This window comes from Streptomyces sp. DSM 110735 (assembly GCF_016482685.1).
Taxonomy (GTDB): domain Bacteria; phylum Actinomycetota; class Actinomycetes; order Streptomycetales; family Streptomycetaceae; genus Streptomyces.
Genome location: NZ_JACYHF010000013.1, coordinates 114642 through 138978, shown reverse-complemented (window position 1 = coordinate 138978; position 24337 = coordinate 114642). Strand labels below are relative to the sequence as shown.

The 24337-nt window shown below is 70.4% G+C and carries 20 protein-coding genes, 2 pseudogenes and 3 riboswitches; of the genes and pseudogenes, 14 read left to right on the top strand and 8 right to left on the bottom strand.

Annotated features, from left to right (window positions below):
• The first annotated feature begins 179 nt into the window (after positions 1-179).
• A complete protein-coding gene (locus IF655_RS20735; RefSeq protein ID WP_307814988.1) occupies positions 180-1121 on the top strand; it encodes a zinc-binding dehydrogenase in 942 nt (313 codons plus the stop codon).
• 101 nt (positions 1122-1222) lie between these two features.
• Positions 1223-1555, top strand: coding sequence for a cupin domain-containing protein (locus tag IF655_RS20730; protein ID WP_199586477.1), 333 nt, complete (start codon positions 1223-1225; stop codon positions 1553-1555).
• A gap of 166 nt (positions 1556-1721) precedes the next feature.
• On the opposite strand, the gene IF655_RS20725 is transcribed toward IF655_RS20730, so the two are convergent.
• Positions 1722-2168, bottom strand: coding sequence for an SHOCT domain-containing protein (locus IF655_RS20725; protein ID WP_199586476.1), 447 nt, complete (start codon positions 2166-2168; stop codon positions 1722-1724).
• A 366-nt stretch (positions 2169-2534) separates the two neighbouring features.
• Between IF655_RS20725 and IF655_RS20720 the strand changes: the two genes are divergently transcribed.
• Positions 2535-2888, top strand: a complete 354-nt coding sequence (locus IF655_RS20720) for a carboxymuconolactone decarboxylase (RefSeq protein WP_199586475.1) — start codon at positions 2535-2537, stop codon at positions 2886-2888.
• Between the two features lie 265 nt (positions 2889-3153).
• Positions 3154-4335, top strand: a complete 1182-nt coding sequence (locus tag IF655_RS20715) for a cytochrome P450 (protein ID WP_199586474.1) — start codon at positions 3154-3156, stop codon at positions 4333-4335.
• A gap of 96 nt (positions 4336-4431) precedes the next feature.
• Here IF655_RS20715 and IF655_RS20710 read toward each other — a convergent pair whose 3' ends face one another.
• On the bottom strand, positions 4432-5844 hold the full coding sequence (locus IF655_RS20710) for a short-chain fatty acyl-CoA regulator family protein (protein ID WP_199586473.1): 1413 nt from the start codon (positions 5842-5844) through the stop codon (positions 4432-4434).
• Positions 5845-6228: 384 nt separating this feature from the next.
• On the opposite strand from IF655_RS20710, the gene aceA reads away from it, so the two are divergent.
• From aceA to IF655_RS20695, 3 genes are all read left to right on the top strand, one after another.
• Positions 6229-7512 (top strand): isocitrate lyase, encoded by a 1284-nt coding sequence (aceA, locus tag IF655_RS20705; protein WP_199586472.1) that lies wholly within the window; start codon positions 6229-6231, stop codon positions 7510-7512.
• A 70-nt stretch (positions 7513-7582) separates the two neighbouring features.
• Positions 7583-9175, top strand: a complete 1593-nt coding sequence (aceB, locus tag IF655_RS20700; RefSeq protein ID WP_199586471.1) for a malate synthase A — start codon at positions 7583-7585, stop codon at positions 9173-9175.
• Positions 9172-10041: a 3-hydroxybutyryl-CoA dehydrogenase gene (locus IF655_RS20695; protein ID WP_199586470.1), complete on the top strand. Its 870-nt coding sequence runs from the start codon at positions 9172-9174 to the stop codon at positions 10039-10041. The genes aceB and IF655_RS20695 overlap by 4 nt, the downstream gene beginning before the upstream one ends.
• A gap of 28 nt (positions 10042-10069) precedes the next feature.
• On the opposite strand, the gene IF655_RS20690 is transcribed toward IF655_RS20695, so the two are convergent.
• From IF655_RS20690 to IF655_RS20675, 4 genes are read right to left on the bottom strand one after another with little or no spacing between them, the layout of a single operon-like run.
• The gene (locus IF655_RS20690; protein WP_199586469.1) at positions 10070-10861 is read right to left on the bottom strand and encodes an ECF transporter S component; all 792 of its coding nucleotides are present in this window, start codon (positions 10859-10861) and stop codon (positions 10070-10072) included.
• Positions 10858-12483 (bottom strand): ABC transporter ATP-binding protein, encoded by a 1626-nt coding sequence (locus IF655_RS20685; RefSeq protein ID WP_199586468.1) that lies wholly within the window; start codon positions 12481-12483, stop codon positions 10858-10860. The genes IF655_RS20690 and IF655_RS20685 overlap by 4 nt, the downstream gene beginning before the upstream one ends.
• On the bottom strand, positions 12480-13640 hold the full coding sequence (locus tag IF655_RS20680) for an energy-coupling factor transporter transmembrane component T (protein WP_199586467.1): 1161 nt from the start codon (positions 13638-13640) through the stop codon (positions 12480-12482). The genes IF655_RS20685 and IF655_RS20680 overlap by 4 nt, the downstream gene beginning before the upstream one ends.
• A 5-nt stretch (positions 13641-13645) precedes the next feature.
• On the bottom strand, positions 13646-14620 hold the full coding sequence (locus tag IF655_RS20675; protein WP_199586466.1) for a hypothetical protein: 975 nt from the start codon (positions 14618-14620) through the stop codon (positions 13646-13648).
• A 147-nt stretch (positions 14621-14767) separates the two neighbouring features.
• Positions 14768-14841, bottom strand: a riboswitch (cobalamin riboswitch).
• Positions 14842-15021: 180 nt separating this feature from the next.
• Positions 15022-15092, top strand: a riboswitch (cobalamin riboswitch).
• Between the two features lie 127 nt (positions 15093-15219).
• Here IF655_RS20675 and IF655_RS20670 point away from each other — a divergent pair.
• Positions 15220-15792: pseudogene (locus tag IF655_RS20670) on the top strand (peptidase); the annotation flags it as partial.
• A gap of 90 nt (positions 15793-15882) precedes the next feature.
• Positions 15883-16008, top strand: a riboswitch (cobalamin riboswitch).
• Between the two features lie 103 nt (positions 16009-16111).
• Entirely contained in the window at positions 16112-17575 is a 1464-nt protein-coding gene (locus IF655_RS31810; protein WP_374100310.1) for a prenyltransferase/squalene oxidase repeat-containing protein, read from the top strand.
• A gap of 19 nt (positions 17576-17594) precedes the next feature.
• Here IF655_RS31810 and IF655_RS20660 read toward each other — a convergent pair.
• Positions 17595-17798 (bottom strand): annotated as a pseudogene (locus IF655_RS20660) (Fe-Mn family superoxide dismutase); the annotation flags it as partial.
• A gap of 548 nt (positions 17799-18346) precedes the next feature.
• Between IF655_RS20660 and IF655_RS31525 the strand changes: the two are divergent.
• The 3 genes from IF655_RS31525 (at position 18347) to IF655_RS20645 (ending at position 21662) form a co-directional block, all read left to right on the top strand.
• Complete coding sequence (locus IF655_RS31525) at positions 18347-19717, top strand: CoA transferase (RefSeq protein WP_199586465.1); 1371 nt, start codon at positions 18347-18349, stop codon at positions 19715-19717.
• Between the two features lie 83 nt (positions 19718-19800).
• The gene (locus IF655_RS20650; protein ID WP_199586464.1) at positions 19801-20691 is read left to right on the top strand and encodes a 3-hydroxyacyl-CoA dehydrogenase NAD-binding domain-containing protein; all 891 of its coding nucleotides are present in this window, start codon (positions 19801-19803) and stop codon (positions 20689-20691) included.
• A 53-nt stretch (positions 20692-20744) separates the two neighbouring features.
• Positions 20745-21662, top strand: coding sequence for a hypothetical protein (locus tag IF655_RS20645; RefSeq protein ID WP_242488845.1), 918 nt, complete (start codon positions 20745-20747; stop codon positions 21660-21662).
• 25 nt (positions 21663-21687) lie between these two features.
• Here the strand turns inward: IF655_RS20645 and IF655_RS20640 are convergent, their stop codons facing one another.
• Positions 21688-22998 (bottom strand): CdaR family transcriptional regulator, encoded by a 1311-nt coding sequence (locus IF655_RS20640; protein ID WP_199586462.1) that lies wholly within the window; start codon positions 22996-22998, stop codon positions 21688-21690.
• 310 nt (positions 22999-23308) lie between these two features.
• On the opposite strand from IF655_RS20640, the gene IF655_RS31520 reads away from it, so the two are divergent.
• Together IF655_RS31520 and IF655_RS20630 are read left to right on the top strand one after the other, a co-directional pair.
• Entirely contained in the window at positions 23309-23440 is a 132-nt protein-coding gene (locus IF655_RS31520) for a hypothetical protein (RefSeq protein ID WP_277952699.1), read from the top strand.
• A gap of 345 nt (positions 23441-23785) precedes the next feature.
• Positions 23786-24319: a DUF6328 family protein gene (locus tag IF655_RS20630; RefSeq protein ID WP_199586461.1), complete on the top strand. Its 534-nt coding sequence runs from the start codon at positions 23786-23788 to the stop codon at positions 24317-24319.
• Positions 24320-24337: the final 18 nt, after the last annotated feature.

The following is a 24337-nucleotide window of genomic DNA, read 5'->3' as shown; positions in this document are numbered from 1 at the left end:
ACGGACCACGGACAGCGCTCGATCGGAATGCCCGTGCTCGGTTTCGGCGCCACAATCGTCGGGGGCGCCACGATCGTCGGGAGGGAGTGCCTCCACAGCGAAGGTGTCACACGCCGGACGGGTGTGCAAACAGAGCCGGAGCCCGGCCCGGGAACGCCCGGAGAGCACGGAGGTACGCGGTGCGAGCAGTCGTGATGGAGCGCTACGGAGGGCCCGAGGTCCTTGAGGTGCGGGACGTTCCGGAGCCGGGGATCGAGCCGGAGCACCGGCGCATCGAGGTGACTCGCTCGGGGGTCAACTTCGCGGATCTGCTGGTCCGCGAGGACGACTACCTCACCGGCGTGCCGTTGCCCTTCGTCCCGGGGAACGAGGTGGTCGGCCGCTCCGACGGTGAGCGCGTGGCCGCGCTGATGCGAGGCGGCGGCTACGCGCAGGTCTCGCAGGCCCGGCTCGCCACCGCCTTCCCCGTCCCGGACGACATCGACGACGACACCGCGCTGGCGCTGACCCTCCAGGGGCAGAGCGCCTGGCATCTGCTGCACACGGTGCTGCAGGTGCGGTCCGGGGAGACCGTGATCGTCCCGGCAGCCGCGGGTGGCATCGGCTCGCTCGCCGTCCAGCTCGCCAAGCGTGCGGGGGCGCGCGTGGTGGCGATGGCGGGGTCGCCGGAGAAGAGGGCGTTCGCGGCGGAGCTGGGCGCCGACGCCGTCGTGGACAGCAGGTCCGACTCCCTCGCCGACGATCTCGCGGAGGCGGCGGGCGGCGGCGCGAACGCCGCGCTGGAGATGACCGGCGGCGACACGCTGCGCGCGACGATGGACGCGCTCGCTCCCCTGGGACGCATGGCCGTGTACGGCGGCGCCGTCACGATGGAGTCCCCCGTCAACACCCGGGAACTGATGTCGACCGGCAAGTCCATCCAGGGCTTCTGGCTCCCCCTCCTCTACGGAAAGCGCGAGCTGCTGACGGACGCAGCGGACGATCTGTTCGCTGCGGTCCGATCCGGGGACCTCCGGGTTCCCCCCGTCACCGTCTATCCCCTCACCGAGGCGGCTCGCGCCCAGGAGGACCTCCGTGCGCGGCGGACGGTGGGGAAGGTGGCGTTGGACCCGGCGTACTGATGCCTCGTACGACGTGAGAGCGGTGTGCGTGGGCGCGAACCGGCACCGTCCGGCATCGTTGTTCTTGCCAGGCACCGACATCTCCGGAGAACGGACGACCCATGCGCAAGCTCTCCCTGGACGCCGAAGCCCGCTCGCAGCTCCAGCGTGCGAAGGAGGCCACCACCGGACGCAGCGCCACGACGGTCTACGGCGGCCACGAGCACACACTGCGGCAGACCCTCATGGCCCTGACCGAAGGAACCGTCCTCGCCGAACACGAGAACCCGGGCGAGGCGACCGTCCAGGTGCTCGGCGGGCGGGTACGGCTCACCAGCGCCGACACCTCCTGGGAGGGGCGCACCGGTGACTTCCTCGTCGTACCGCCGACCCGGCACGGGCTGGAGGCGCTGGAGGACTCGACGTTGCTGCTGACGGTGGCGAAGGTCCTCTGACGGGAAGTCGTCGGGCGGGGCGACGGCGGGTGCGGCGGCCGTCGCCGACTCGCCCGGTTCCCCCGGCTCGACGTCGGCAGTGTTATTTACGGTCCGTCAAGAACACTGCCGACGCGTCGACCTTGGTGCCCGCGCAGAGACCGCCGACAGCCGGAGCACCCGGTCCTCAGGTGGCGGGTGTTCCGGGCCGGGGGCGGTCCGGGGTGTCTCCGCCGCTGAGGACCATTTCCTTCGCCCGCTGGAACTCCTCCTGCGTGATGTCACCGCGCTTGCGGAGTTCGGAGAGCTTGGCGAGCTGATCGGCGCTGTTCGGCACCGGACCGCCCGCCGCGTCCTTGACGTAGGCGTCGAAGGCCGCGCGCTGCTCCGTCATGTGCTTGCGCTCGCGTCCGCCCATGCCCTTGCCTCGGGCGACGACGTACACGAAGACGCCGAGGAAGGGCAGCAGGACCACGAAGACCAGCCAGCCGGCCTTCGCCCACCCGTGCAGGTCATCGTCGCGGAAGATGTCGACGATGACCTTGAAGAGCAGGAAGAACCACATGATCCACAGGAAGAACCACAGCATGGTCCAGAAGGCGTTCAGCAGAGGGTAGTCGTACGCGAGATTCATCGGCGCTGTCCCTTCGTCGTCCCTCCGGCGGCTCTCCGGAGGAGTCCGTGCCTCGGGGGGACCTCGCACCATCGGGAACGGATGACGAGGCGGGGGCACCGGGCGGGCGCGTCCGCTGCCGGTCCGGGGCATCGCGGTGCCCCGTGCCATCCATGGTGCGCCGAGTTGATCCGGGCGGCCAGCCGGGGCTTTTCGGCGCACCGGCGTACCCGTCGGCGGCGTGAGTGCGGCAGTTCCGCGGCGCTCCGGCTCGGCACGCACCGACGACCCTTCGGTGGTTAGCTGGAGATATGCCGCCGCAGGCGGGGGGTCCACGGTCCGTGGAGGGCGGTGCCCGTTCCCCGCAGCACCGAAAGGCGGTTCACCATGGCCACCGCATCTGCCCCCGTGATCGACACGATCGCCGCCATGACCCTCGATTCCCTCGAGCGCTGTCACATGGACGACAACACGCTCGTCCTCAGCCGCATCGCCGCGCTCGTGGCGATGGACGCCCCGGCGGTCTCCTACCTGGCGCACATAGACCCCGCGCTCAAAGCCGACTTCACCGCCGAGCAACTGCAGGATCTTCTCGTCGCCATCGCCCCCATCGTGGGGACGGCACGCGTCATGTCGGCAGCGGGCCACATCGCCAAGGCGTTCGGCGTCGCGATCGCGCTGGCCGATGCCGAAGCCGAGGCCATCGCCCGCGCCGAGGCCGACAGCCGTAACTCTTTCTGACGGCCCTGGTACGACGCGTCCGGCGCGACCCGTCGCAGCCATCGCCGAAACGCCCTGTCCGGAGCATCCGGACGGGGCGTGTTCCTCTCTGTGTGTCTCGGGCTCCTCGCGCACCTCGTGGGAACCGTGGCCCTGTCGCCCGGACCGCGTTGGACGCGAACGCCGCCCGCCTGGACGGGGCTTCTCCTGGCAATTCGTGCTTACGGGCGCCCCGTTGGGCGTGTCGCTGACGCCCACGAGCCGGAGCCGGCTGGAGCCTGAGAGCATGACCGACCCGACACAGGACCCCCGCTTCCTCCAGGACCCGTACCCCGCTTACGCGACCATGCGGGCCGCCTGCCCCGTACAGCCCCTACCGGGCGGCTCCGGCGGACGCCCCAGCTATCTGGTGACCGGTTACGCGGAAGCACGAGCGGCCCTCGGCGACGCTCGGCTCTCCAAGGACACGGTCACCTTCTTCGCGGGCAGGGAATCAGGACGTCGCCTGCACCCCGCCGTCGCACACACCATGCTGGCCACCGACCCGCCCCGGCACACCCGGCTGCGCCGACTGGTGACCAAGGCGTTCACGACGGGGGCCGTCACGAAGCTCCGTCCGTTCATAGCCCGGGTCACCGACGAGTTGCTGGACCGATGGCGCGCCGACGGGCTGCCTGTCGACTTCGTGGCCGAACTGGCCGTGCCGCTCCCCGTCATCGTGATCTGCGAGCTGCTCGGAGTGCCGCAGGAGGATCGGTCCGAGGTCCAGCGCTGGTCCGGGGAGCTGTTCGCGGCGGGGAAACCGGATGTCATCGATGCCGCCTCGCATTCCATGGCCGACTACATGACGGACCTGATCGCCACCAAGCGAACGAACCCCGGCGACTCCTTCCTCGACCAGCTCGTCGCGGCTCGCGACGGACACGACCGGCTGAGCGAGGAGGAGTTGGTGTCTCTGGCGGTCCTGCTGCTCGTGGCCGGACACGAGACCACCACCAACTTCCTCGGCAACGCTCTCCTCGCCCTGCTGCAACACCCCGCGGAACTGGACCGCCTTCGGAAGAACCCGGACGAAATCCCGTCCACACTGGACGAGTTGCTCCGGTTCGACTCCCCCGTCAGCACCGCCACCTTCCGCTTCACCACGGAGCCCGTCACGCTCGGCGGTACGGAGATCCCCGCCGGTGCCCCGGTCCTGGTCGCCCTCGGCGCGGCCAACCGCGACCCGGAACGGTTCCCTTCGCCTGACCTGCTCGACCTGTCCCGAGACGCCACCGCGCATCTCGCCTTCGGCCACGGCATCCACCGCTGCGTCGGCGCTCCGCTGGCCAAGGCGGAAGCGGAGATCGCCCTGTGTGCGGTACTGACACGGTTCCCCGGAATCCGGCTGGCCGTACCGCCGGATCGACTGGGGTGGCGGCACACCCGTCTCGTTCGCGGGCTGGATTCGCTTCCCGTGATGCTCTGATCCACGCAGCGCACTCCACTCATCGCCCTCTGCATCACCTGCTGTCCGCTGGGCCCCACGCCGTCAACACGCTCTGCAGCCGCAGCCCGCACCCGGTCACCCGACGACCGCACCGTCCTCAGCCGGATAGGGCACGAACGTGCTGCTGTTCTGGTCGATGAGCAGGGGGCGCCCCAATGGTGGCGCCGCCCGCTGGGAGCAGTCGAGGCGTTCGCAGACGCGGCAGCCCATGCCGATCGGGGTGGCCGCGGAGGTACGGGAGAGGTCGAGGCCGTCGGAGTAGACGAGGCGGTGGGCGTGGCGGATCTCGCAGCCCAGGCCGACGGCGAAGGTCTTGCCGGGCTCGCCCCAGCCGCCGCGGTGCCGGGTGACGGCTCGCGCCGTCCACAAGTACCGTCGCCCGTCGGGCATTTCGGCGACCTGGACGTGGATGCGGCCGGGCGCGGCGAACGCGTCGTAGACGTTCCACAGCGGACACGTGCCGCCCGCGCGGGAGAAGTGGAAGCCGGTGGCCGACTGCCGTTTGGACATGTTGCCCGCCCGGTCGACCCGGACGAAGGAGAAGGGAACCCCGCGCAGGCGCGGGCGTTGGAGGGTGCTGAGCCGGTGGCAGACGGTCTCGTAGCCGACGCCGTGGTGGTCGGTGAGGCGTTCGATGTCGTAGCGCGCTTCTTCGGCGGCCGCGTGGAAGGCGGTGTACGGCAGGATCAGCGCGGCGGCGAAGTAGTGGGCGATGCCGATGCGGGCCAGGGCGTGCGTGGGTGAGCCGGGCTCGAAGTCCTCGGCGGCCAGCAGCGTGAGGTCCTCCTCGTGTTCCAGCAGGGCCAGTTGGGTCGCCATGCGGAAGGCGCGCTGACCGGGGCGCAGCCGGGACGACAGGTGGAGGGTGCGGCTCTTGTCGTCGTAGCGGTGGAGGCGTTCACCGGACTCAGCCGAGAGGCGGACGCCGTGGACCTCGGCAAGTCGCGTCGTCAGGGCGCCGATCACCTCGCCGGGCCGGATGCCGATCTCCTCGGCCAGGCGCTCGGCCGCGAGGTCGGTGTCGTGCAGGTAGTTCTGGCGGCGGTAGAAGAAGTCCCGGATCTCCTCGTGGGGTGAGGAAACGGTCGCTCCGTCTCCGCCTCGGCCGTCCGCCGCTCCGGCCAGGCGTTCGGACAGCCGCTGGTTGCGGCGGCCGAGGTCGACCAGCACCTGCGCGATGCCGGGCAGCCGGGCGGCGAGGTCCGTGATGTCGGCGGCGGAGACACGGGACTCGGCGATCTCCCCGGCCAGCGCCTCGCGGAGGTCGGCCACCAGCCGGGTCGCGTCCCGCTCGGAGAAGAAGCCGGGGTCGACGCCGAAGGTCTCGGTCAGCCGCAGCAGGACCGGGACCGTGAGCGGCCGGGAGTCGTGCTCCATCTGGTTGAGATAGCTCGGCGAGATGCCCAGGACCCGGGCCAGTTCCGCCTGGCTCATCCGGCGCTCCTCGCGCAGCCGCCGCAGCCGCGCCCCCGCGTACGTCTTGCCCACCGACCGCTCCTCCGTACCGGGGACTGGATTCGGTCAGCGTACGGGACCGAAGCCCTGTCAACTCCTTCGCAAAGTTGGCAAAAGGCGGCGAGAAGATTCGCAGAAGTTGGCACTGATCCCCGCTTGATGGCACTCGGTGCCAGTGCCAGAGTCGAAGCACGGCCCGCCGGAACCCAGCGGCCACCGCCCGGAACCGGGGTGCGATTCACTGCCCTGACGTCGGACATCCCGGCAGTGGCGGGGGCTTGTACCGCACCATCGCTCAGTTCCGCCTCCCGGGGCTCCGGCGGGCCGCATCCCAACATGACGACACACAGTGCCACCCCCGGTTCATCCGGACGGCGGGATTGGCAACCGGCACAGATCGAGGAGACGGTGACAGTCATGGCAGAAGCGAGGACGCAGGCGGCCGAGGAGCTGGCGCGGCGCTGGGCCACCGACCCGAGGTGGCAGGGCATCGAGCGCACCTACACCGCCGAGGACGTCGTACGGCTCTCCGGCAGCGTCCGCGAGGAGCACACGCTGGCCAGGCGCGGCGCCGAGCGGCTCTGGCGCCAACTCCACGAGCTGGACTACGTGCACGCCCTGGGCGCGCTGACCGGCGGCCAGGCGGTGCAGCAGGTCAAGGCCGGTCTCCAGGCCATCTATCTGTCCGGCTGGCAGGTCGCCGCGGACGCCAACCAGGCCGGGCACACCTACCCCGACCAGAGCCTGTACCCCGCCAACTCCGTTCCCCAGGTGGTCCGTCGGATCAACAACGCGCTGCTGCGCGCCGACCAGATCGCCACCGCCGAGGACGCGGGCGACACCACCGACTGGCTGGCGCCGATCGTCGCCGACGCCGAGGCGGGCTTCGGCGGTCCGCTGAACGCGTTCGAACTGACCAAGGCGTTGATCGCGGCGGGCGCGGCGGGCATCCACTACGAGGACCAGCTCGCCTCCGAGAAGAAGTGCGGCCACCTGGGCGGCAAGGTCCTGGTCCCGACCTCGCAGCACATCCGCACCCTCAACGCGGCCCGCCTCGCCGCCGACATCGCGGACGTGCCGACCGTCATCGTCGCCCGCACCGACGCGCTGGCCGCCAACCTGCTGACCAGTGATGTCGACGAGCGCGACGCCGAGTTCGTGACGGGTGAGCGCACGGCTGAGGGTTTCTACCGCGTCCGAGGCGGCATGGCGCCGGTCATCGCGCGCGGTCTCGCCTACGCCCCGTACGCCGACCTCCTCTGGGTCGAGACCGGCACCCCGGACCTGGAGCAGGCCCGCGAGTTCGCCGAGGCGATCCACGCGCGGTACCCGGACCAGATGCTGGCGTACAACTGCTCGCCGTCCTTCAACTGGAAGGCGGCGCTGGACGACGACCAGATCGCCAAGTTCCAGCGCGAACTCGGCGCGCTGGGCTACCGGTTCCAGTTCATCACCCTCGCGGGCTTCCACTCCCTCAACCACGGGATGTTCGACCTGGCGCGCGGCTACGCCGAGCACGGCATGACCGCCTATGTCGACCTCCAGGAGCGGGAGTTCGCCGCGCAGGAGCACGGGTTCACCGCCGTGAGGCACCAACGGGAGGTCGGCACCGGCTACTTCGACCTGGTGTCCACCGCCGTCAACCCCGCCTCCTCCACCACCGCGCTGTCGGGCTCCACGGAGCAGGAGCAGTTCCACTAAGCCGCCGTAGCCGAGCGGAGGGGGACGACCGTCTCCGTCCCCCTCCGCTCCCACCCCCGAGGAGATCCCGATGTCCATCACCACGTTCACCCAGCGGGTCCGTGTCCTCGCCGCACCCGGCCACCGGCACGACGAGATCCTCACACCCGCCGCCCTGGACTTCGTCGGCAAGCTGGCCGAGGAGTTCGAGCCGCGGCGGCGCGATCTGATGAAGGAGCGCCGTCGGCAGGCGCTTCGACTGGCGTCGGGCTCCCCGCTCGGCTTCCCCCTCGTCACCACCGCCCTGCGTGACGATCCGGGCTGGCGGGTCGCGCCGCCCGCGCCCGGGCTCACCGACCGGCGCGTGGAGATCACCGGTCCGCCCGACCGCCGGATGACCGTCAACGCCCTCAACTCCGGTGCCCAGGTGTGGATGGCGGACTTCGAGGACGCCACCGCGCCGCTGTGGGACAACGTGATCGGCGGCCAGCTCAATCTGCTCGACGCCATCGAGCGCCGGATCGACTTCACCACGCCCGAGGGCAGGGAGTACCAACTGGGCGAGCAGGTCGCCACGATCATGGTCCGCCCGCGCGGCTGGCACCTGGACGAGGAGCACCTGGAGTACGACGGGCGCCCCGTGTCCGCCGCGCTCGTCGACATCGGTCTCTACTTCTTCCACTGCGCGCGGCGCCAGATCGACGCCGGGTACGGGCCGTACTTCTACCTTCCCAAGCTGGAGAACCGGTACGAGGCCCGGCTGTGGAACGACGTCTTCATCGCCGCCCAGGACCTGCTCGGCATCCCGCGCGGCACCGTCCGCGCCACGGTCCTGATCGAGACGATCACCGCCGCGTTCGAGATGGAGGAGATCCTCTACGAGCTGCGCGAGCACAGCGCGGGCCTGAACGCCGGTCGTTGGGACTACCTCTTCAGCGTCATCAAGACCTTCGGGCACCGCACGGACTTCCTCCTCCCCGACCGGGCCAAGGTCACGATGACCGCGCCCTTCATGCGGGCGTACACCGAACTCCTCGTCCGCACCTGCCACAAGCGCGGCGCCCACGCCATCGGGGGCATGGCCGCACAGGTCCCGAGCAAGGACCCGGCAGCGAACGAAGCCGCGACGGCCAAGGTGCGCGTGGACAAGGAGCGGGAGGCGGAGGACGGCTTCGACGGGTCCTGGGTGGCTCATCCCGCGCTCGTCCCCGTGTGCCGCGAGGTGTTCGACGGCGTCCTCGGCGACCGGGCGCACCAGATCGACCGCACCCGGGACGACGTGGCGGTGACACCGGCCGACCTGCTGTCGGTGCGGCGGATCAGCGGTCCGCCGACCACCGAGGGCGTGCGCACCAACATCTCCGTCGCGCTGCGCTACTTCGCGGCGTGGCTGCGCGGGCAGGGCGCGGTCGCGCTGGACGGGCTGATGGAGGACGCGGCCACCGCCGAGATCGCCCGGGTGCAGATCTGGCAGTGGCTCCGCCACCAGGTCGTCGACCGGCGGACCGTGGAGCGGATACTCGACGACGAGATCGTCGCGCTCGGCGCCGAGTACCCGTGGGCACCCGTCGACGAGATCCGCGCCCTCTTCGAACGGACCGCCATGAAGGGTGAGTTGCCCCTGTTCTTCACCCCGGATGCCTACACCCACCACCTCGTGCACCGGACGGAGGCTCGGGCGTGAGCGCGGTGATCGCACGCGTCGGCGTCGTCGGGGGTGGCCAGATGGGCGCAGGTATCGCGGAGGTCTGCGCGCGGGCGGGGCTGGACACCGTGGTCTGCGAGGTGGACGCGGTCGCCGCGCGTGCGGCACGCGACCGGGTCGCCGCATCGCTCGACCGCGCGGTACGGCGCGGAAGGCTGGAGCGGGCGGCGGCACGGGACGCGCTCGCCCGGCTGGTGTTCACCGGCACTCTGGACGACCTGGCCGACCGGCAGCTCGTCGTCGAGGCAGTCGTGGACAACCCGGACGCGAAGACCGAGGTCTTCGCCGCCCTCGACAAGATCGTCACGGATCCGGCGGCGGTTCTCGCGACCAACACCTCCTCCCTCCCGGTCATGCGGCTCGGCATGGCCACCTCCCGCGCCGACCGGGTCGTGGGCCTGCACTTCTTCAACCCGGTCCCCGTCCTTCCCCTCGTCGAGGTGGTCAGCTCACTGCACACCTCGGCCGAGACGACGCTCGCCGTCGAGGACTTCGCCACGCGCACGCTGGGCAAGACGGTGATCCGCTCGCGGGACCGCGCCGGTTTCGTCGTCAACGCCCTGCTCATCCCCTACCTGCTCTCCGCCGTCCGGATGGCCGAGTCCGGCTTCGCCACCGCCGCCGGCATCGACGCCGGAATGGAGCTGGGCTGCACCCATCCGATGGGTCCGCTCAAGCTCGCCGACCTCATCGGTCTGGACACCGTCGCCTCGATCGCGGAGTCGCTGTACGACGAGTTCCGCGAACCCCTCTACACCCCTCCCCCGCTGCTCCAGCGCATGGTCGAGGCCGGGCTCCTCGGACGGAAGACCGGGCGCGGGTTCCACGTCTACGACGAGGGGTGAGGGCCGGAGTTCAGGAGGTGCCGGTCTCTCACGGCGCCGCGAACCGCACCGGCGCCCGGAACCGCGCCCGCCGGGCCGCCCGGCGGAAGGTCGTGAGCACCGCCGGTCCCGCGAGGAGCACGCACACGAAGTTGGTCACCGCGCGGCCCGTGTCCCAGCCCAGCGAGGTCGCGAGGTCGAAGGCGACGTAGCGGTGCCACTGCTGGGTGAAGGGGAGGCCAGGGAGGTAGGCGATGGAGCTGTTGGGGTCGAGGGCGAAAGGCCAGAAGGAGAGGTTGAGGAGGAAGCCGAAGAGGTAGCCGGAGAGCGAGCCGTAGACGGCGAGCATCAGCACTTCGCGGCGACCGCTCGCACGCGGCAGGAATCCGGCGAGCATCCCGACGAACGCGCAGCCGAACATCTGGTACGGCATCCAGGGACCCACTCCCCCGGTGATGAGCGCGGAAGCGAAGAGTGAGGTGCAGCCGAGGGTGAAGCCGAAGCCGGGGCCGTAGACCCGGCCGGCCAGGACCAGCACGAAGAAGACCGTCTCGATGCCCGCCGTTCCGGCGCCGAGGGGGCGCAGGGCAGCGTTGACGGCGGACAGGACACCGAGCATGGCGAGCGCCTTGGAGTCGATGCCGCCCTCCGCGATCTCCGAGAGCACCACGCACAGTACCAGCACCAGCAGGACGCCGAAGATCAGCGGCGGCGCGTAGCTGGAGCCGAAGGTGCCGGGCGCGACGACGAACGGCCAGAAGAACGCGACCACTCCGAGGAAGGCGGCCAGGACCATCACCACGCCGACGCGCAGGGTGAGCCGGATGGCGTGCGGCGTCATGCCGGGTCCCCCGTGCAGGTGCGAACCTGATTGACCGTCAGGAACGGCGCGGGTGCCAGGATCTTCGCCGTCTGGGGCGCGAACACCGGTGAGGAGACGATGACTTCGGCGGTGGGACCGTCGGCCACGATGTCCCCCTCGGCCATGACGATCACGCGGTCGGCGGCACGGGCGGCGAACTCGACGTCGTGGGTGGAGATCACGACGGTACGGCCCTCGGCGGCGAGCGCGTCCACGATGGCGATGAGCTGTTCCTTCGCCCGGTAGTCCAGACCCCGGGTCGGCTCGTCCAGGAGGACGACCTCGGGTGCGGCGGAGAGCTGGACGGCGAGGACGAGGGCGAGTTTCTGTCCCTCGGAGAGGTCGCGGGGGTGGGTGGTGTCGTCGATGCCGGGCGCGAGCCGGTCGAGCAGTTCGCGAGCCCGTACGTCCGTGCCCGACTCGGCGTCCGCCTGGTCGAGTTCCTGTGTGACGCTCTCCAGATAGAGCAGGTCGGCGGGGGTCTGCGGGACAAGTCCGACCAGGCGCCTGGCCCGTGCGGCGGGCACGCTGTGCGGGTCGACCGAGGTGCCCGCGTGCTCGACCTTCACCGTGCCGGAGCGGCGCGGTCCCGAGCCCTGCAACGCCCAGAGCAGGGAGGACTTTCCGGAGCCGTTGCGGCCCATCAGCGCGGTCACCTCCCCTGCGCGCAGGTCCAGTTGGACTTCGCGGACGGCGGGCACACCCCGGTAGGCGACCGTGACACCGCGCGCGGTGAGCAGCGTCGCCGGGGTGGTCGCCGGGGGCGTGCGGACCGGGTCCGGGACCACGTCCGCGAGCCGGGTGCGCAGGGGCGCTGCCGCGCGGCGGGCGTCCCGGATGGACAGCGGGAGCGGTGACCAGCCCGCGAGCCTGCCCAGCTCCACGATCGGCGGGGCGATGGACGAGGTGCGCAGGATGTCGGCGGGCGTTCCGATGCGGGCGTGGCCGTCGCCGGGGAGGTGGATGACGCGGTCGGCGTACTGCACGACGCGTTCGAGGCGGTGCTCGGCCATCAGCACGGTGACGCCGAGGTCGTGCACGAGCCGGGTGACGGCGGCGAGGACCTCTTCGGCGGCGGTGGGGTCGAGCGCGGAGGTGGGTTCGTCCAGGACGAGCACGCGGGGGTGCGCGGTGAGCACCGAGCCGATGGCTACGCGCTGTTGCTGTCCGCCGGAGAGTTCACGCAGGGCGCGGTGGCGCAGGTCCGCCAGGCCGAGCAGGTCCAGGGTCTCCTCGACGCGTTTGCGCATGGTCGCGGGCGGGATCGCCAACTGCTCCATGGCGTAGGCGAGTTCTTCCTCGACGGTGTCGGTGACGAAGCCGTCAAGCGGGTCCTGGCCCACCACCCCCACCACGTCCGCGAGTTCACGCGGCGGATGCCGGGCGGTGTCGCGTCCGTCCACGGTGACGCGACCGTACAGGGTGCCGCCGGTGAAGTGCGGCACGAGACCGTTGACGGCGCCGAGCAGGGTGGACTTGCCGACGCCGGTGTGCCCGACGACCAGGCAGAGTTCGCCCTCCTCCACGGTGAGGTCGACGTCCCGCAGGGCGGGTTCGGGCATGTCGTCGTAGTGCAGGGTGACCTGGTCGAAGGTGATCACGCGGGTCCCGCCTTCCGGTGCGGGTGGGGCGGGGGTGCGGCGAAGGCGGCCGTACCGGCGAGGAGGATCGCGGCGGTCGGGACGAGGGGGAGTTCCGGCCAAGTCAGCGGATAGTAGGTGGGGTTGAGCTGGGCGGGGTCGTAGCCGAGGTTGGCGAAGAGGAGGACGGCGGACAGCACGCCGCTTCCGGCGACGGCCCATTCGGGCAGCCGCCAGGGGTCGGGCCGGTAGGCGGTGCGGGTGACACGGCGCCCGCCGAGCCGTAGTCCCGCCCCGCACAGCGCGGCTCCGACGCCCATCGCGGGCAGCCCCAGGAACGCGGGCGCACTGGCGTCGAGCAGTCCGTAGGCTCCGGCGCACAGGCCGCACATGCCGAGCAGCATCAGCGCGCCGGTGATCCGCCGGGAGCGGCGGGTGGCGGTGCCCGCGCGACCGTAGCCCCGGGAGTCCATGGCGGCGGCCAGGCGCAGGGAGCGCTCGAGCGCGTCCTCAAGGACGGGTACGGCGATACCGCGCAGCGCCTTGGCGCCCTTGGTCCGTCCGGTGCGCAACTTCCGTGCGCGAGAGACTCGTTGAACGCTCTGCACGAGCTGGGGGGCGACGCTGATCGCGACGGTGACGGCCACGCCGAGTTCGTGCAGCGCGCCGGGCAGTACACGCAGGGCGCGCTTGGGGTTGGCGAGGGTGTTGGCGGCGCCGATGCAGCACAGCATGCAGGCGAGCCGCAGTCCGTCGGTCGCCGCCGAGAGCAGCGCCTCCAGCGAGACCGGGCCGCCGAGCTGGATGCCCGCGTACCAGTCGGGGGTGGGGATGTGGGGCAGGGAGAAGAGGAAGTGGTCGTGCGGGGTGACGCCGGTGGCGAACACGGCGCGGAAGACCACCCGGATCGCGACGACCGTGAGCGCGAGATACAGGTAGTACGTGAAGCCCCGCGCCCAGGGCGCCTCGGTGCGCCGCGCGGTGACGACGTAGCCGAGGACGGCGAGCACGAGGAAGAGCAGCAAGGGGTTGTTCGTCCGGCTGACGGCGGTGGCGAGGGACAGCGCCCACACCCACCAGGCGACCGGATGCAGCGTGCGCGGCAGGCGCCTGCCGCCCGTGTCCGGCGCCGGACCGACCGGGGTGGCGGGCGCCGCCGTGAGGGTCGTACGGGCCATCGGGGTCACTCGGCGCGACGGCGTCGGCGTGCCTCGAACACGGCCGCGCCGCCGATCAGCACGACCAGTCCGCCCGCGGCGGCGACGGGCAGCACCGAGCCGGAGTCGTGCTGGGCGTCGGCGGCGGGGGCCGCGTCGACGACCTTGGTACGGGTGGTGGGCGCGGCCTTGACCGACACGGTCGGGGCAGGGCTGGCGGTGGACGACGGGGTGGCGCTCGCGCTCTTCGACGGATTCGGCTCGGCCTTGAGCTTGTACGTGGGCGTGGGCTTCTTCATCGGCGGCTTCGGTACGGCGGGTGCGGTACGGGACGGCCGGTCAGGCTGCCGTCCGGGCGCCGGACCGGTGTCGACGTCCGGCGGCAGCGGGGGCGCCTTCGCGGTGGAGGCGGGTTTGCCCGCGTCGCCCTGCGGGGCGGTGTTGCGGGCGCGCACCTGGTCGGGGCTGACCTGGGGGCGGCCCTGGGTGCCCTCGATGTTCGTGCCGCCGAAGACCCACAGGTCGACGCTGCCGGGCTTGGGACGGTAGAGCATCGCGCCGAGCTGGCTGTAGGTCCAGTCCTTGGCGCCGGGGTCGGCGTGCCAGTAGAACCAGTAGGCGGAGGCGGGCGGGGTGAGCACGCAGTCGTCGTCGGCGGGGGTGGGGTACTGCCTGCCGCCCTGGTAACCGCTGTAGCCGATACGGCAGATGAACGCCGGACCGTCGTGACCGGTGCCGGTCGTCCGCCAGCCGCCCTGGTTCAGCAGCGCGTAGCCGGTGGTGGGGGTGGTGCCGCAGGAACGCAGGATCGGTCCGCCCCAATGGCTGAAGTCGACGGCGAGGACGACGCCGGAGGTGGTGGTGCAGCGACCCATGGCCTGCGGGTCCGCGCTCGCGGGCGGGGAGGTCGCGGTGAGCAGGGCTGCCGTGAAGCCGAGTGCCGCGAGGAGTCCGGCGAGTCTGCCCCGCCTCCGCGTGTCTCTGTGCCCCGGTGTGCCCATCGCCGTCCCCCTCGTACGCGTCGAGACCGGCGCAGGCGGGAACGTGGCTCAAGGCTCCCGCACCGGGCTCAAGTGCCCTGGGTACGACAGCCGTTCGCACCACGCCGTAGTCCGCGACGGCGTCAGTTGCTCTCTGAATCTCGCTCCAGGCATTCCGGCTCGCCCACCTCCTGGTGGGCCCACGGCTGCGGGTCAGCGCCGGTTTTCGACCGGCTTCCCCTGGAACTTGTTGCTTCTCAGGCGGATTTGAGCACGATCCGAAAGGGCCGTCAAGGACGGGGCTGTGCGGCCGTCAAGGACGGGCCGGCGCGCACGCCCGCCGTCTCAGCGGCGATGTGGCCACCCATTGACGCGGGCGGCTCGACCGTGGTCGCATGACGCGCTTTCACTTCAGCACTCAGGGGAAGCCGGTCGAAGTCCGGCGCTGTCCCGCAACCGTAGGCCCGTCGGCGGATGGGCGAGCCGGAGCACCTGGGCTGGAGCCAGGACCGAAGCGCCGTCGTGGACTGCGGCGTGGACCGGAAGGCGGTACGGGGCTGTGCCCGTGCGCCGCCGACCTTCCACGCCCGGTCGCCCACGGCCGAGTTGGAGGGGCTGCCATGAAGAACGCCACCGAACGCACCGTTGCCGGACGTGCCGTTGCCGGACGTGCCGTTCCGCGAGCGCTCGCGGCGGCCGCGCTCGCCCTGGCCGCGACGGGAGCCGCCGTGACGGGTACGGCGACCCCGGCGGCGGCCGATCCGCTGTCGAGCTGCACTCCGACCAAGGGCGCGATCGTCGCGGTCGACTTCGCGCCGTGGGGCGGCTCGGTGGTGCGCGGCTGCGACGCCAGCCCGACCACTGGTTACAACCTGCTGCACAACGGCGGCTTCACCACCGCCGGTACGCAGCACGACGGTCCCGCCTTCATCTGCCGGATCGGCAACTCGGGCTTCAACAGCGGGACTCAGTACCCGACCCCGGCGCAGGACGCCTGCGTCCTCACCCCGCCCGCCTCCGCGTACTGGTCCTACTGGATCGCCCCGGCGGGCCAGTCGACCTGGACGTACAGCCCGCTCGGCGCCATGAGCGACAAGCCGAAGGCCGGTGAGGTCGAGGCGTGGGTCTACGGCTCGACGAGCATCGACGGGACGACCGGGAAGCCGAAGTTCACCCCGGACTCGGTGCGGGCGCACTGAGACGCGGGCGGGAGCCGGGGCGACCGCCTCGGCTCCTCCCACTCAACTACTCACTCGTCGTGACGCGTTGACGACGCCTCCCGGCCATGGTGAGATGCTCTGCGTTTCAGCGGCCAGGGGAAGCCGGTCGGAATCCGGCGCTGACCCGCAACCGTGGGCTCATCGGGAGATGGGCGAGCCGGATTACCTGCGCTGAGACCGTCACACGATCCAACACCGTCGAGGACTGCGGTGTGGAGCGCTCCTCCGGGTTGCCCCGGTCCGGACTCCGCCTCCGCGCACGCGTCGCTCGCGGCCGACCGAGGGGGACGACGTGCACCGAGTTCCGAGTGGAAGACCGAGCAGCGGGGGGAGAACGGCGGCGGTCGCCACCGCGTTCCTGCTGCTGTCGGCGCCCGGTGTCTCCCTCTGGACGGCGGCTCTCCCTGCCCACGCCGCCCCCCTGGCCCCGGCGACCCCCTCGGCGTCCGGGGCGGCGCCGCTCAGGGTCCCCGCCGTACGGGCCGCGACCCCCGACCTGGAGAAGGGCACCGCCTATCTGGTCGCCCCGGCCCAACTGACCGACGGGCACTACTACGAGCCCTTCGGCGGCGGCTTCGCCGACTTCGGCCTGACGATCGACGGGGCGTACGCGCTGGCCGCGACCCGCAAGAACGACGCCGCCTTCACGAAGATCGTGGACTTCCTCGACCAGCGGAAGACCGACGGCACCGCCCGTACGGTCAACGACTGGACAGGGATCGGCACTTCGTACGCGAGCGGCGGCGCGATCGGCAAGGAGGCGCTGCTCGCGGAGGTGGCGGGGAGGGACCCCCGCGCATTCGGCGGCCAGGACCTGATCGCCGCCCTGGACAACGCCGTGTGCACCGAGGCGAGTACGGCGGACACGAGTTGCCCGGCGCCGGGCGCCTACAGCTACGCGCCGTCCGTCTTCTCCCAATCCCTCGGTGTCATGGCCCAGTTACGGGCGGGCGACACCGCCAACGCGGCCGCGCCGGTCGCGTACCTGAAGAAGCTCCAGAACGCCGACGGCTCTTGGCCGAGCCTGATTCCCTCGACCGGCGACACGGACGTGGACTCCACCGCGATGGCGGTGATGGCCCTGGCGCTCCTCCCTGACGACGAGTCCGCCTCGGCCGCCGTGACGAAGGGCGTCGCCTGGATCGCGAAACAGCAGAAGGCGGACGGCGACTTCCCCGGCGCCGCGGGCGACTCCACCAACTCGGCGGGCCTGGCGGTGCAGGGCCTCAGCCTGGACGCGGACACCTACCAGGCGCAGATCACCAAGACCCTCGCCTTCCTCGCGGGTCAGCAGAACGCCGACGGCGGTTTCAACGTGGCCGCCGACGGCCAGCAGGGCTCCGACGTACGCGCCTCCACCCAGGCGCTGGGCGGCTCGACGGGGATCTCCTTCGGCACCCTGTCCCTCAGCGGCACCCCGAGTTCTCCGCCGCCGTCACCCAGCGAGAGCGCTTCCACCTCACCGTCGCCCACGCCCCGTCCCTCCCACACGGGCACCGCCTCACCCTCGGCCACGTCGTCGGCCGCACCCCCCGACATCAGCACCGTGCCCGACACCCCGACCCCGTCGGACACCACGAGCGCCTACGTACCGGGCGACACGAGCGGGAACGACGCGACCGCCGACGGCGAACTCGCCGCGACCGGCACCGACGCGCGTACCGAGGCGCTGTGGGCACTGGCGCTCCTGGTGGCGGGCGGCAGCGCCGTCACCGGGGCTCGGCGGCATGGCGTCAGGGGCGCGCGGCATCAGTGACCGAAACACGGAAAGGGCTGGCCAGCACGCCCCAGCCCGTTCCCTGCGTGGCGTCGGCGCCCTTGGACGTCTGGGTCTTGAACCAGGCGAAGTCACCGAAGGATTGGGCGATGGTGTCCGCGAGTTCGCCCGGGCCGTCCTGCGCGAGTGGTTCGCCGCCGCCCTCGCGCGGGGTGGTCAAGTTCTGTCCGTAGATGCTGTGCAGGACGTGACCGGAGCGGTTGCAGGCGATGTGTCACGCCGACCTCTCGGCCGTCGACCGGCGCGAAGATCGCCGCGAAAACTCCGTAGCCGGTCCAGCTCCGATGAAGGAAGACGGCCGCAGACTCCGCGGCAGCCTCATGGTGAAACGACATGTAAGTAGACATCACAGAGCAGAGCCATACCCTGAATCGTATGGATCATGACTGAATCATGTATTGGACAGACGCCAGCCGACGGGTGTCAACTGGTTCACAGGTGCTCGAATTGACCAAGCGGGCACACCGGACTGGGCCACCCCTTCAGAACAAGGCAATTCCGGGCCGAGCGGATAGAATATGTAATTGACCCCGGCGTGTCGCCCTCTTGCCCTCCAGGTGTCTTGTCACCCGACATGGGTTGCCGACTGCTGGTGTCACCTCGGAAGGAAGAGGCAAAGCGATGAATTTGACCAAGCGGCTTCGTCATGCGCTCGAGAACCCGATCACGTCGGACGAATTCGATTTCGCTGGGCACCTCGAGGAAATCCTGCGCGAGGCCGGCTTGTCGCCGGAGGACTGCGGCGGTTCGGTGTCGTTCACCTCGGGGGCGGATCCCCTGGTACCCGGTCGCTTCCGGTTCGGGTCCGCTGCCGCGATCGCCCTCGCGGGCAAGGGGGTCGCGGCGTCGGCGATCTGGCGGGACCGCGGAGGAGAGCCCCAGGATGTCACCATCGACGTCCGGAAGGCGTTCCGCCGGTTCGCCGGTTTTGCGGACCTCCGGTGGGAGCTGATCAACGGCAGGAAGCCGTCGATCAAGTGGAACAAGCGCAACCCCTTCGTGAACCTGCCGTTCTTCCGCCGGACCAAGGACGGCAAGAGCGTCGTCACGCTCAACGTCTATCCGGGACTCCGCAGCAAGGCGCTCGCCCTCCTGGACTGCCCGGACACGACCGAGGCCCTGGACGCCGCCATCGCCGGCTGGGACGCGGACGAGCTCGAAAAGGCGGCGGCGGACGCGGGCATCGTCCTGGCCAAGGTGCGCTCCCTGGAGGAGTTCCTCACCGAGCCCCAGTACACCGACGTGCTCGCCGACCTTCCGCTCATCGAGGTCGAGAAGATCGCGGACAGCGCGCCCGTGCCGTTCACGGACGGTGCGCGACAGCCGCTCGACGGCATCCGCGCGCTCGGCATGGGCCACGTGATCGCGGGCGCGGCGATAGGGCGCGATCTCGCCTCCTTCGGCGCGGACGTGCTGAACATCTGGCGTCCCGACGATGTCGAGATCGAGCCGTTCTACTGGGACACCCAGGTCGGTATGCGTTCGGCCTATCTCGGCGACTCCGAGCCGGACCGTGAACGCCTCGAACAGCTTCTCGCGGACGCCGACGTGTTCTTCTCCAACCGGCACCCCGGGTTCCTCGCGAAGCAGAAGCTGACGGCCGAGGACCTTGCCGCGAAATACCCCGGGCTGATCCACACCGAGGTGACCCTGCACGGCCCGTCCGGTCCCTGGGCGAACCGCCCCGGGTTCGACGAGATCGGTGCCTGCGTCGCGGGAATCTTCGCACTCGAGGGCACCCTCGAAGACCCCAGGCAGCCCCCGATCCTGCCCATCGTCGACAACGTGGTCGGGTGGCTGGGGACGATCGGCACCCTCGCGGCGCTGCGGCGGCGGGCGAGCGAAGGCGGCTCCTACCGCGTCAGGGTCTCGCTGACGAAGATCTGCCTGTGGCTCATGTCCCTCGGTGTCTTCGACCGGGACTACGTGCAGGCCACCGTCGACTCCACTCCTGAGCACACCCTCGTCGACCCCGACCTCTTCACCGCGAAGACCCCGCTCGGCGCCTACCAGGGCATGACCGACCAACTGGAGTTCTCCTCCCTGCGTCAGGGGGACTTCACGACGGTGCTCAGCCCCATGGGGGCCGACAAGCCGGCCTGGCGCACCACACCGCGCTGACCCTTCCCGCCTTCCCGTCCGGTCGCCCGACGGGAAGGCGCACGTCTTTCCTCGTCTCCTTCACTCGGCAGGAGTGTTTCGTCATGGCAGTAGTCACAGTCGTAGGTGCGGGCGTGATCGGGCTCTCCTGGGCCCGTCTGTTCGGCGCGGCCGGGTGGGAGGTGCGGATCAGCGATCCCCGGCCCGACTTGGCGGAGGTGGTGGAGCAGCAGCTCACCGGCGTGCCGGTCACGCTCTTCACCGACCTCGCCGCCGCGGCCGACGGCACCGACTTCGTTCAGGAATGCGGGCCGGAGCGGATCGAGATCAAGGAGCAGATGTTCGCCACGCTCGCCGCGCACACCCGTGACGACGTGGTGCTGGCCTCCTCCTCGTCCTCGCTTCTGCCGTCCGACATCGCGGCCGGGAATCCGGCGGCCGACAGGATCGTGATCGGCCACCCGTTCAATCCGCCGGAGCTGATGCCCCTGGTCGAGGTGGTGCCCGGACCCGCGACCTCGGAGCGCACGATGGACCGGGCGGTCGAGGTCTACCGCGAGCTGGACAAGCTGCCGATCCGGCTGAAGAGGGAGATTCCGGGTTTCGTCGGCAACCGGCTGCAGAAGGTCTTCAACGAGCAGGCCACCTACCTGGTACAGCAGGGCGTCATCGACGTGGCGGACCTCGACGACCTGGTCCGGGCCTCACTGGGCCTGCGTTACGCGACCGTCGGTCCGTTCCAGAGCGGCGCCCTCGGGGGCGGTCCGGCGGGTCTTCGGCACCTGGCGGAGCATGTCGGCTCGCAGATGACCTTCGAGATCGGCCAGCCGGATCCCTCCCGCATGGGCGAGGTCTTCGACGCGGTCGAAGAGGCGTACGGCACCGGCGAGTCGGCTTACGAGAAGCTCGTCGCCCTCCGGGACGGGCGCACCCGCGCCGTTCTCGAACCGCTGGGCTGGCCACAGCCGCCGACCGCCGACGACCAGGAGAAGTGACCGGGCTCCGTGACAGGCGCCACGGCGAGCGACGACGAGAAAGGATGACCGCGATGTGGCAAGAACTGCTGGCCCTGGAGATCAAGTCGGGCAGGGTGCTCCGGGTGAGCGTCCCGGACGGCCGGGTGTCCACCTTCCTGCCGGACGCGGGTCCCGCACCGGACGGCATCGTGGTGGAGGACGGCACCGTCTACTGGACGACAATGGGCGAGCCCAAGATCGATGAAGCCACTCCCGGGGAAGCCGGACTGGACTTCTCCGCGCGCAACGGCAGCGTGCACGCCGTGAACCTGGACGGCGGAGGGCGGCGTGACCTGGTCCCGCTCGGGGCGATGACCACCGGCAAGCAGTTGGCTTCCGACGGCAGGGGCAGGCTCTACTGGGGTGACCGCGAGGGGCACCGGGTCAGCAGCGTCCGCGTGGACGGCACCGGGCTGACCGATCTGGTCGTGAACCCCGCCGACGAGGGGATCATGGGCGAGTGCGTCGGCGTGGCCGTCGATCCCGCCCACGGGCACCTGTACTGGACCCAGAAGGGTCCCGCCAAGGGCGGCGTGGGCCGGATCCTCCGGGCCGGGCTCGACATACCCGCCGGTCAGACCGCCGAGAACCGCTCCGACATCGAGGTGCTGTGGGACGGCCTGCCGGAGCCGATCGACCTGCACGTCGACGGCGACCGGCTGTACTGGACCGATCGTGGCGCACCGCCGACCGGGAACACGCTCAACCGGGCGCCCCTTCCGGCGGCCGGAGAACGGGGCGAGGCGCCCGAGATTCTTGCCGACGGGTTCCAGGAGGCGATCGGTCTCGCTGTCGACGGGGAGGCGGGTGTCGCCTACGTCTCCGATCTCGGCGGCAATCTGCGCGCCGTGCCGCTTCCGGACGGACCGGTCGCCGAGCAAGCGCCCCGCGAGATCGTCTCGGTGGGATCGCTGACCGGGCTGGCCGGGGTCGGCGCGCCCGCCCGTTAGAGTCCCTCACCACCAGAGGGCTCCGCTATGCCGTGCTTCCGGGCGGCTGAGCATGGCTCACCTCGTCCGCGGTCGGCGCGAGCGGCGGTTGCAACACCGACGCCCCCAGGTGCTGACACGCCAGGAGGGCGACCTCCAGATCCGTCCGCCGGTCGCTGATCGACTTGCCGATGGTCTCCTCCGCTCGGCGCACCCGGTACTGCACGGTGTTCCTGTGCAGGATCTGCCTGCTGGCCGTGGCGGTGTAACTGCAGCCGGCGGTGAGGAACACGTACAGGGTCTCCCGAAGCCGAGCGCAGTACTCGTCGTCCACGGCGAGATCTCCCAGGACGTGCTGCACCCAGCCACGCGTGTCGTCGATGTCGGCGCACAGCAGGGCGATGGGGCTGACGGACTCGAAGACGGTGACCCGCGTACCGGGGTTCGCCGCCATGGCCAGCTCCTGGGTCCTGACGGCTTGTCTGTGCGTTCTGCAGAAGCCGCTGGTGCCCCGCTCGACAGCGCCTACCGTGACGCGCACCGCGGGATCCCGGTCCTCGACCACGTCCGCGACGAGGTCGAGGGAGAGTGATCGCGTTTCGCCGCCGGGCAGCCATCCCCAGGCCAGGGATTCGTCCTGGGCGACGAACAAGGGGCGCTCCTGGCGTCCGACCCGTTCGGCGATCTCGCTGGTGAGCCGGTCCAGGCGGGCAAGCCCTTCCCCGGGAGGGGTCACCTCCGGCAGCCACAGAACGATGCCCACGTGGTTCTGGTCCAGCCGGTATCCGAGCGTCTCCTCGGCACGGCCGGTGTCCACCTGCTCTCGCCCCAGCAACGCCCGCACGCATGCCGCGCGCTCCGCGCTCTGGTTGCGCAACCAGCGGTCCCGTTCGACCTGATGTTCCTCGATCACGGCTTCGGAGACGCGGTCGATGTACCTGAAGCTGATACGCAGCATCCGCTGCGTGGCCGCGGCATGGACCTGGTCGCCGGTCGACTGCCTGCGAAGTTCGTCGAGGCACCACTGCAGAAAACGGCAATGCCCCATGCGATACGCCCTTACGAGCGCAGTCACCGAGATGCCCCGCTGTGCCAGTCTCCGCGAGTATTCAAGGGCCGCCGGAGGGCTTCCGACATTCTCTACGGGAATACTGCTTTCGAACGTATTCAGGACCGCGGCGACGTTCTCTTCGACACTCGCCCGATGCATGGCGAGAATTGCTTCATCGCCACGGAGTTCCGGAACTTCGGAAATAATGTGATCCCAGATGTCTCTGTTGACCTCAGCGACATACACCTTGACTCTCGATGCCACCGCCGACAGCAGATCGGTCACTTCAATACTGTCCGTATCCACGGAAACACCGTACAGCGGATGAACGGCCTGACGGCTGCTCGGCGTGCCGTCTCCAGCGCCTCCGACAAACAGCCTAAGCACGTCTCAGAGCATGCGAAATGGACTGCAAGCACCAACATCGCCCGGCAGTTCGTGCTCTCCGCACAGCGGCGGCGGCACCGCCCGCTGGTTCGCATACACCATGTATCGGATACACGCTGCATTCAGTGTCGTGACGCCCGTGGAGTGAGCCGACCGTCGAACCGCCACTCCCGGAGGCACGTGCGTCCCGGACATCGAGAACCACTAGTGCAACCCCGCAGGAACGCCAGTGGTTCCTGGTGTCCATGGAGTTCACGCGGCACGCGACCCGACGTTGGCCAGGGAACTGGCCGTCCACGAGGAACGCCTCACCCAGGGGCTGGCCGACGTGCTCACCACCGCGGTCGCGCACACCGGCTGACACCCCATCTGATATACGCCCTGCCAGCTCCACTGGACCCGGCGGCTCCAGCCCCCACGGCTTCCCCCTCCTGGCAGCGGGCGACCCCGCATGTACGCGCCCGGCTCCATGGGGCTACGGCATCGCAGGGCGCCGACAGGAATGCCGTACGGCGTGAAGCGCCTGCGGAGGGTCACCTCCATGCCCGAATTGCAGGCAGCCGCGCGGCTCCTAGCATGGAAGAAGGGAGACGCACCCCGATGCTGGATCCTGATCCCGAAGAGCCGTAGCGAGGCCACCCGCGCTGGGCGACTGCGAGCACGCTCCGCGTGCGGGCCCACTTGGTCCTCGTCGCCGAGGGAAGCCATGCCGCTGCCACGCCATCTGAGGACACTGCGCCGTGAGAGCGCCCGCGAGCTACGCGATCTCACCCTCGACGAGTTGCGCGAGGAACTCCGCGCGGTCCAGACAGGCGTACAGATTCTCTTCGCTTTTCTCCTCGGCCTGGCCTTCAGTGGGCGCTTCACCCTGCTGGACGACTTCGAAGTCGGCGTCTACATCGGAACTCTCATCCTCACGGTCGTCACCACCGCCATCATCGCGACCCCTATCGCACTGCACCGCCGCATGGGCCACAGCGGAAGGAACCCGACCATCGTCCCCATAGCGGCGTATCTGGCGAGGACCGGTCTTGCGTGTCTCGCCCTGGCTCTCAACGGCGCCGTTCTGCTGGTGACCGACTTCGTCCTCGGATTCCCCACGGCCATCGGCATCACGGCGGGGACCCTGATCATCTTCACCATCCTGTGGTTCCTCCTGCCGCGAGCACTGCGCCCGGGAAAGAAAAGGAGAACCGCAAGGCGAGTGCGCACACCGGCCTCCCAGGAGAACACCAAATAATCGCGCCAGCCAAGGGGA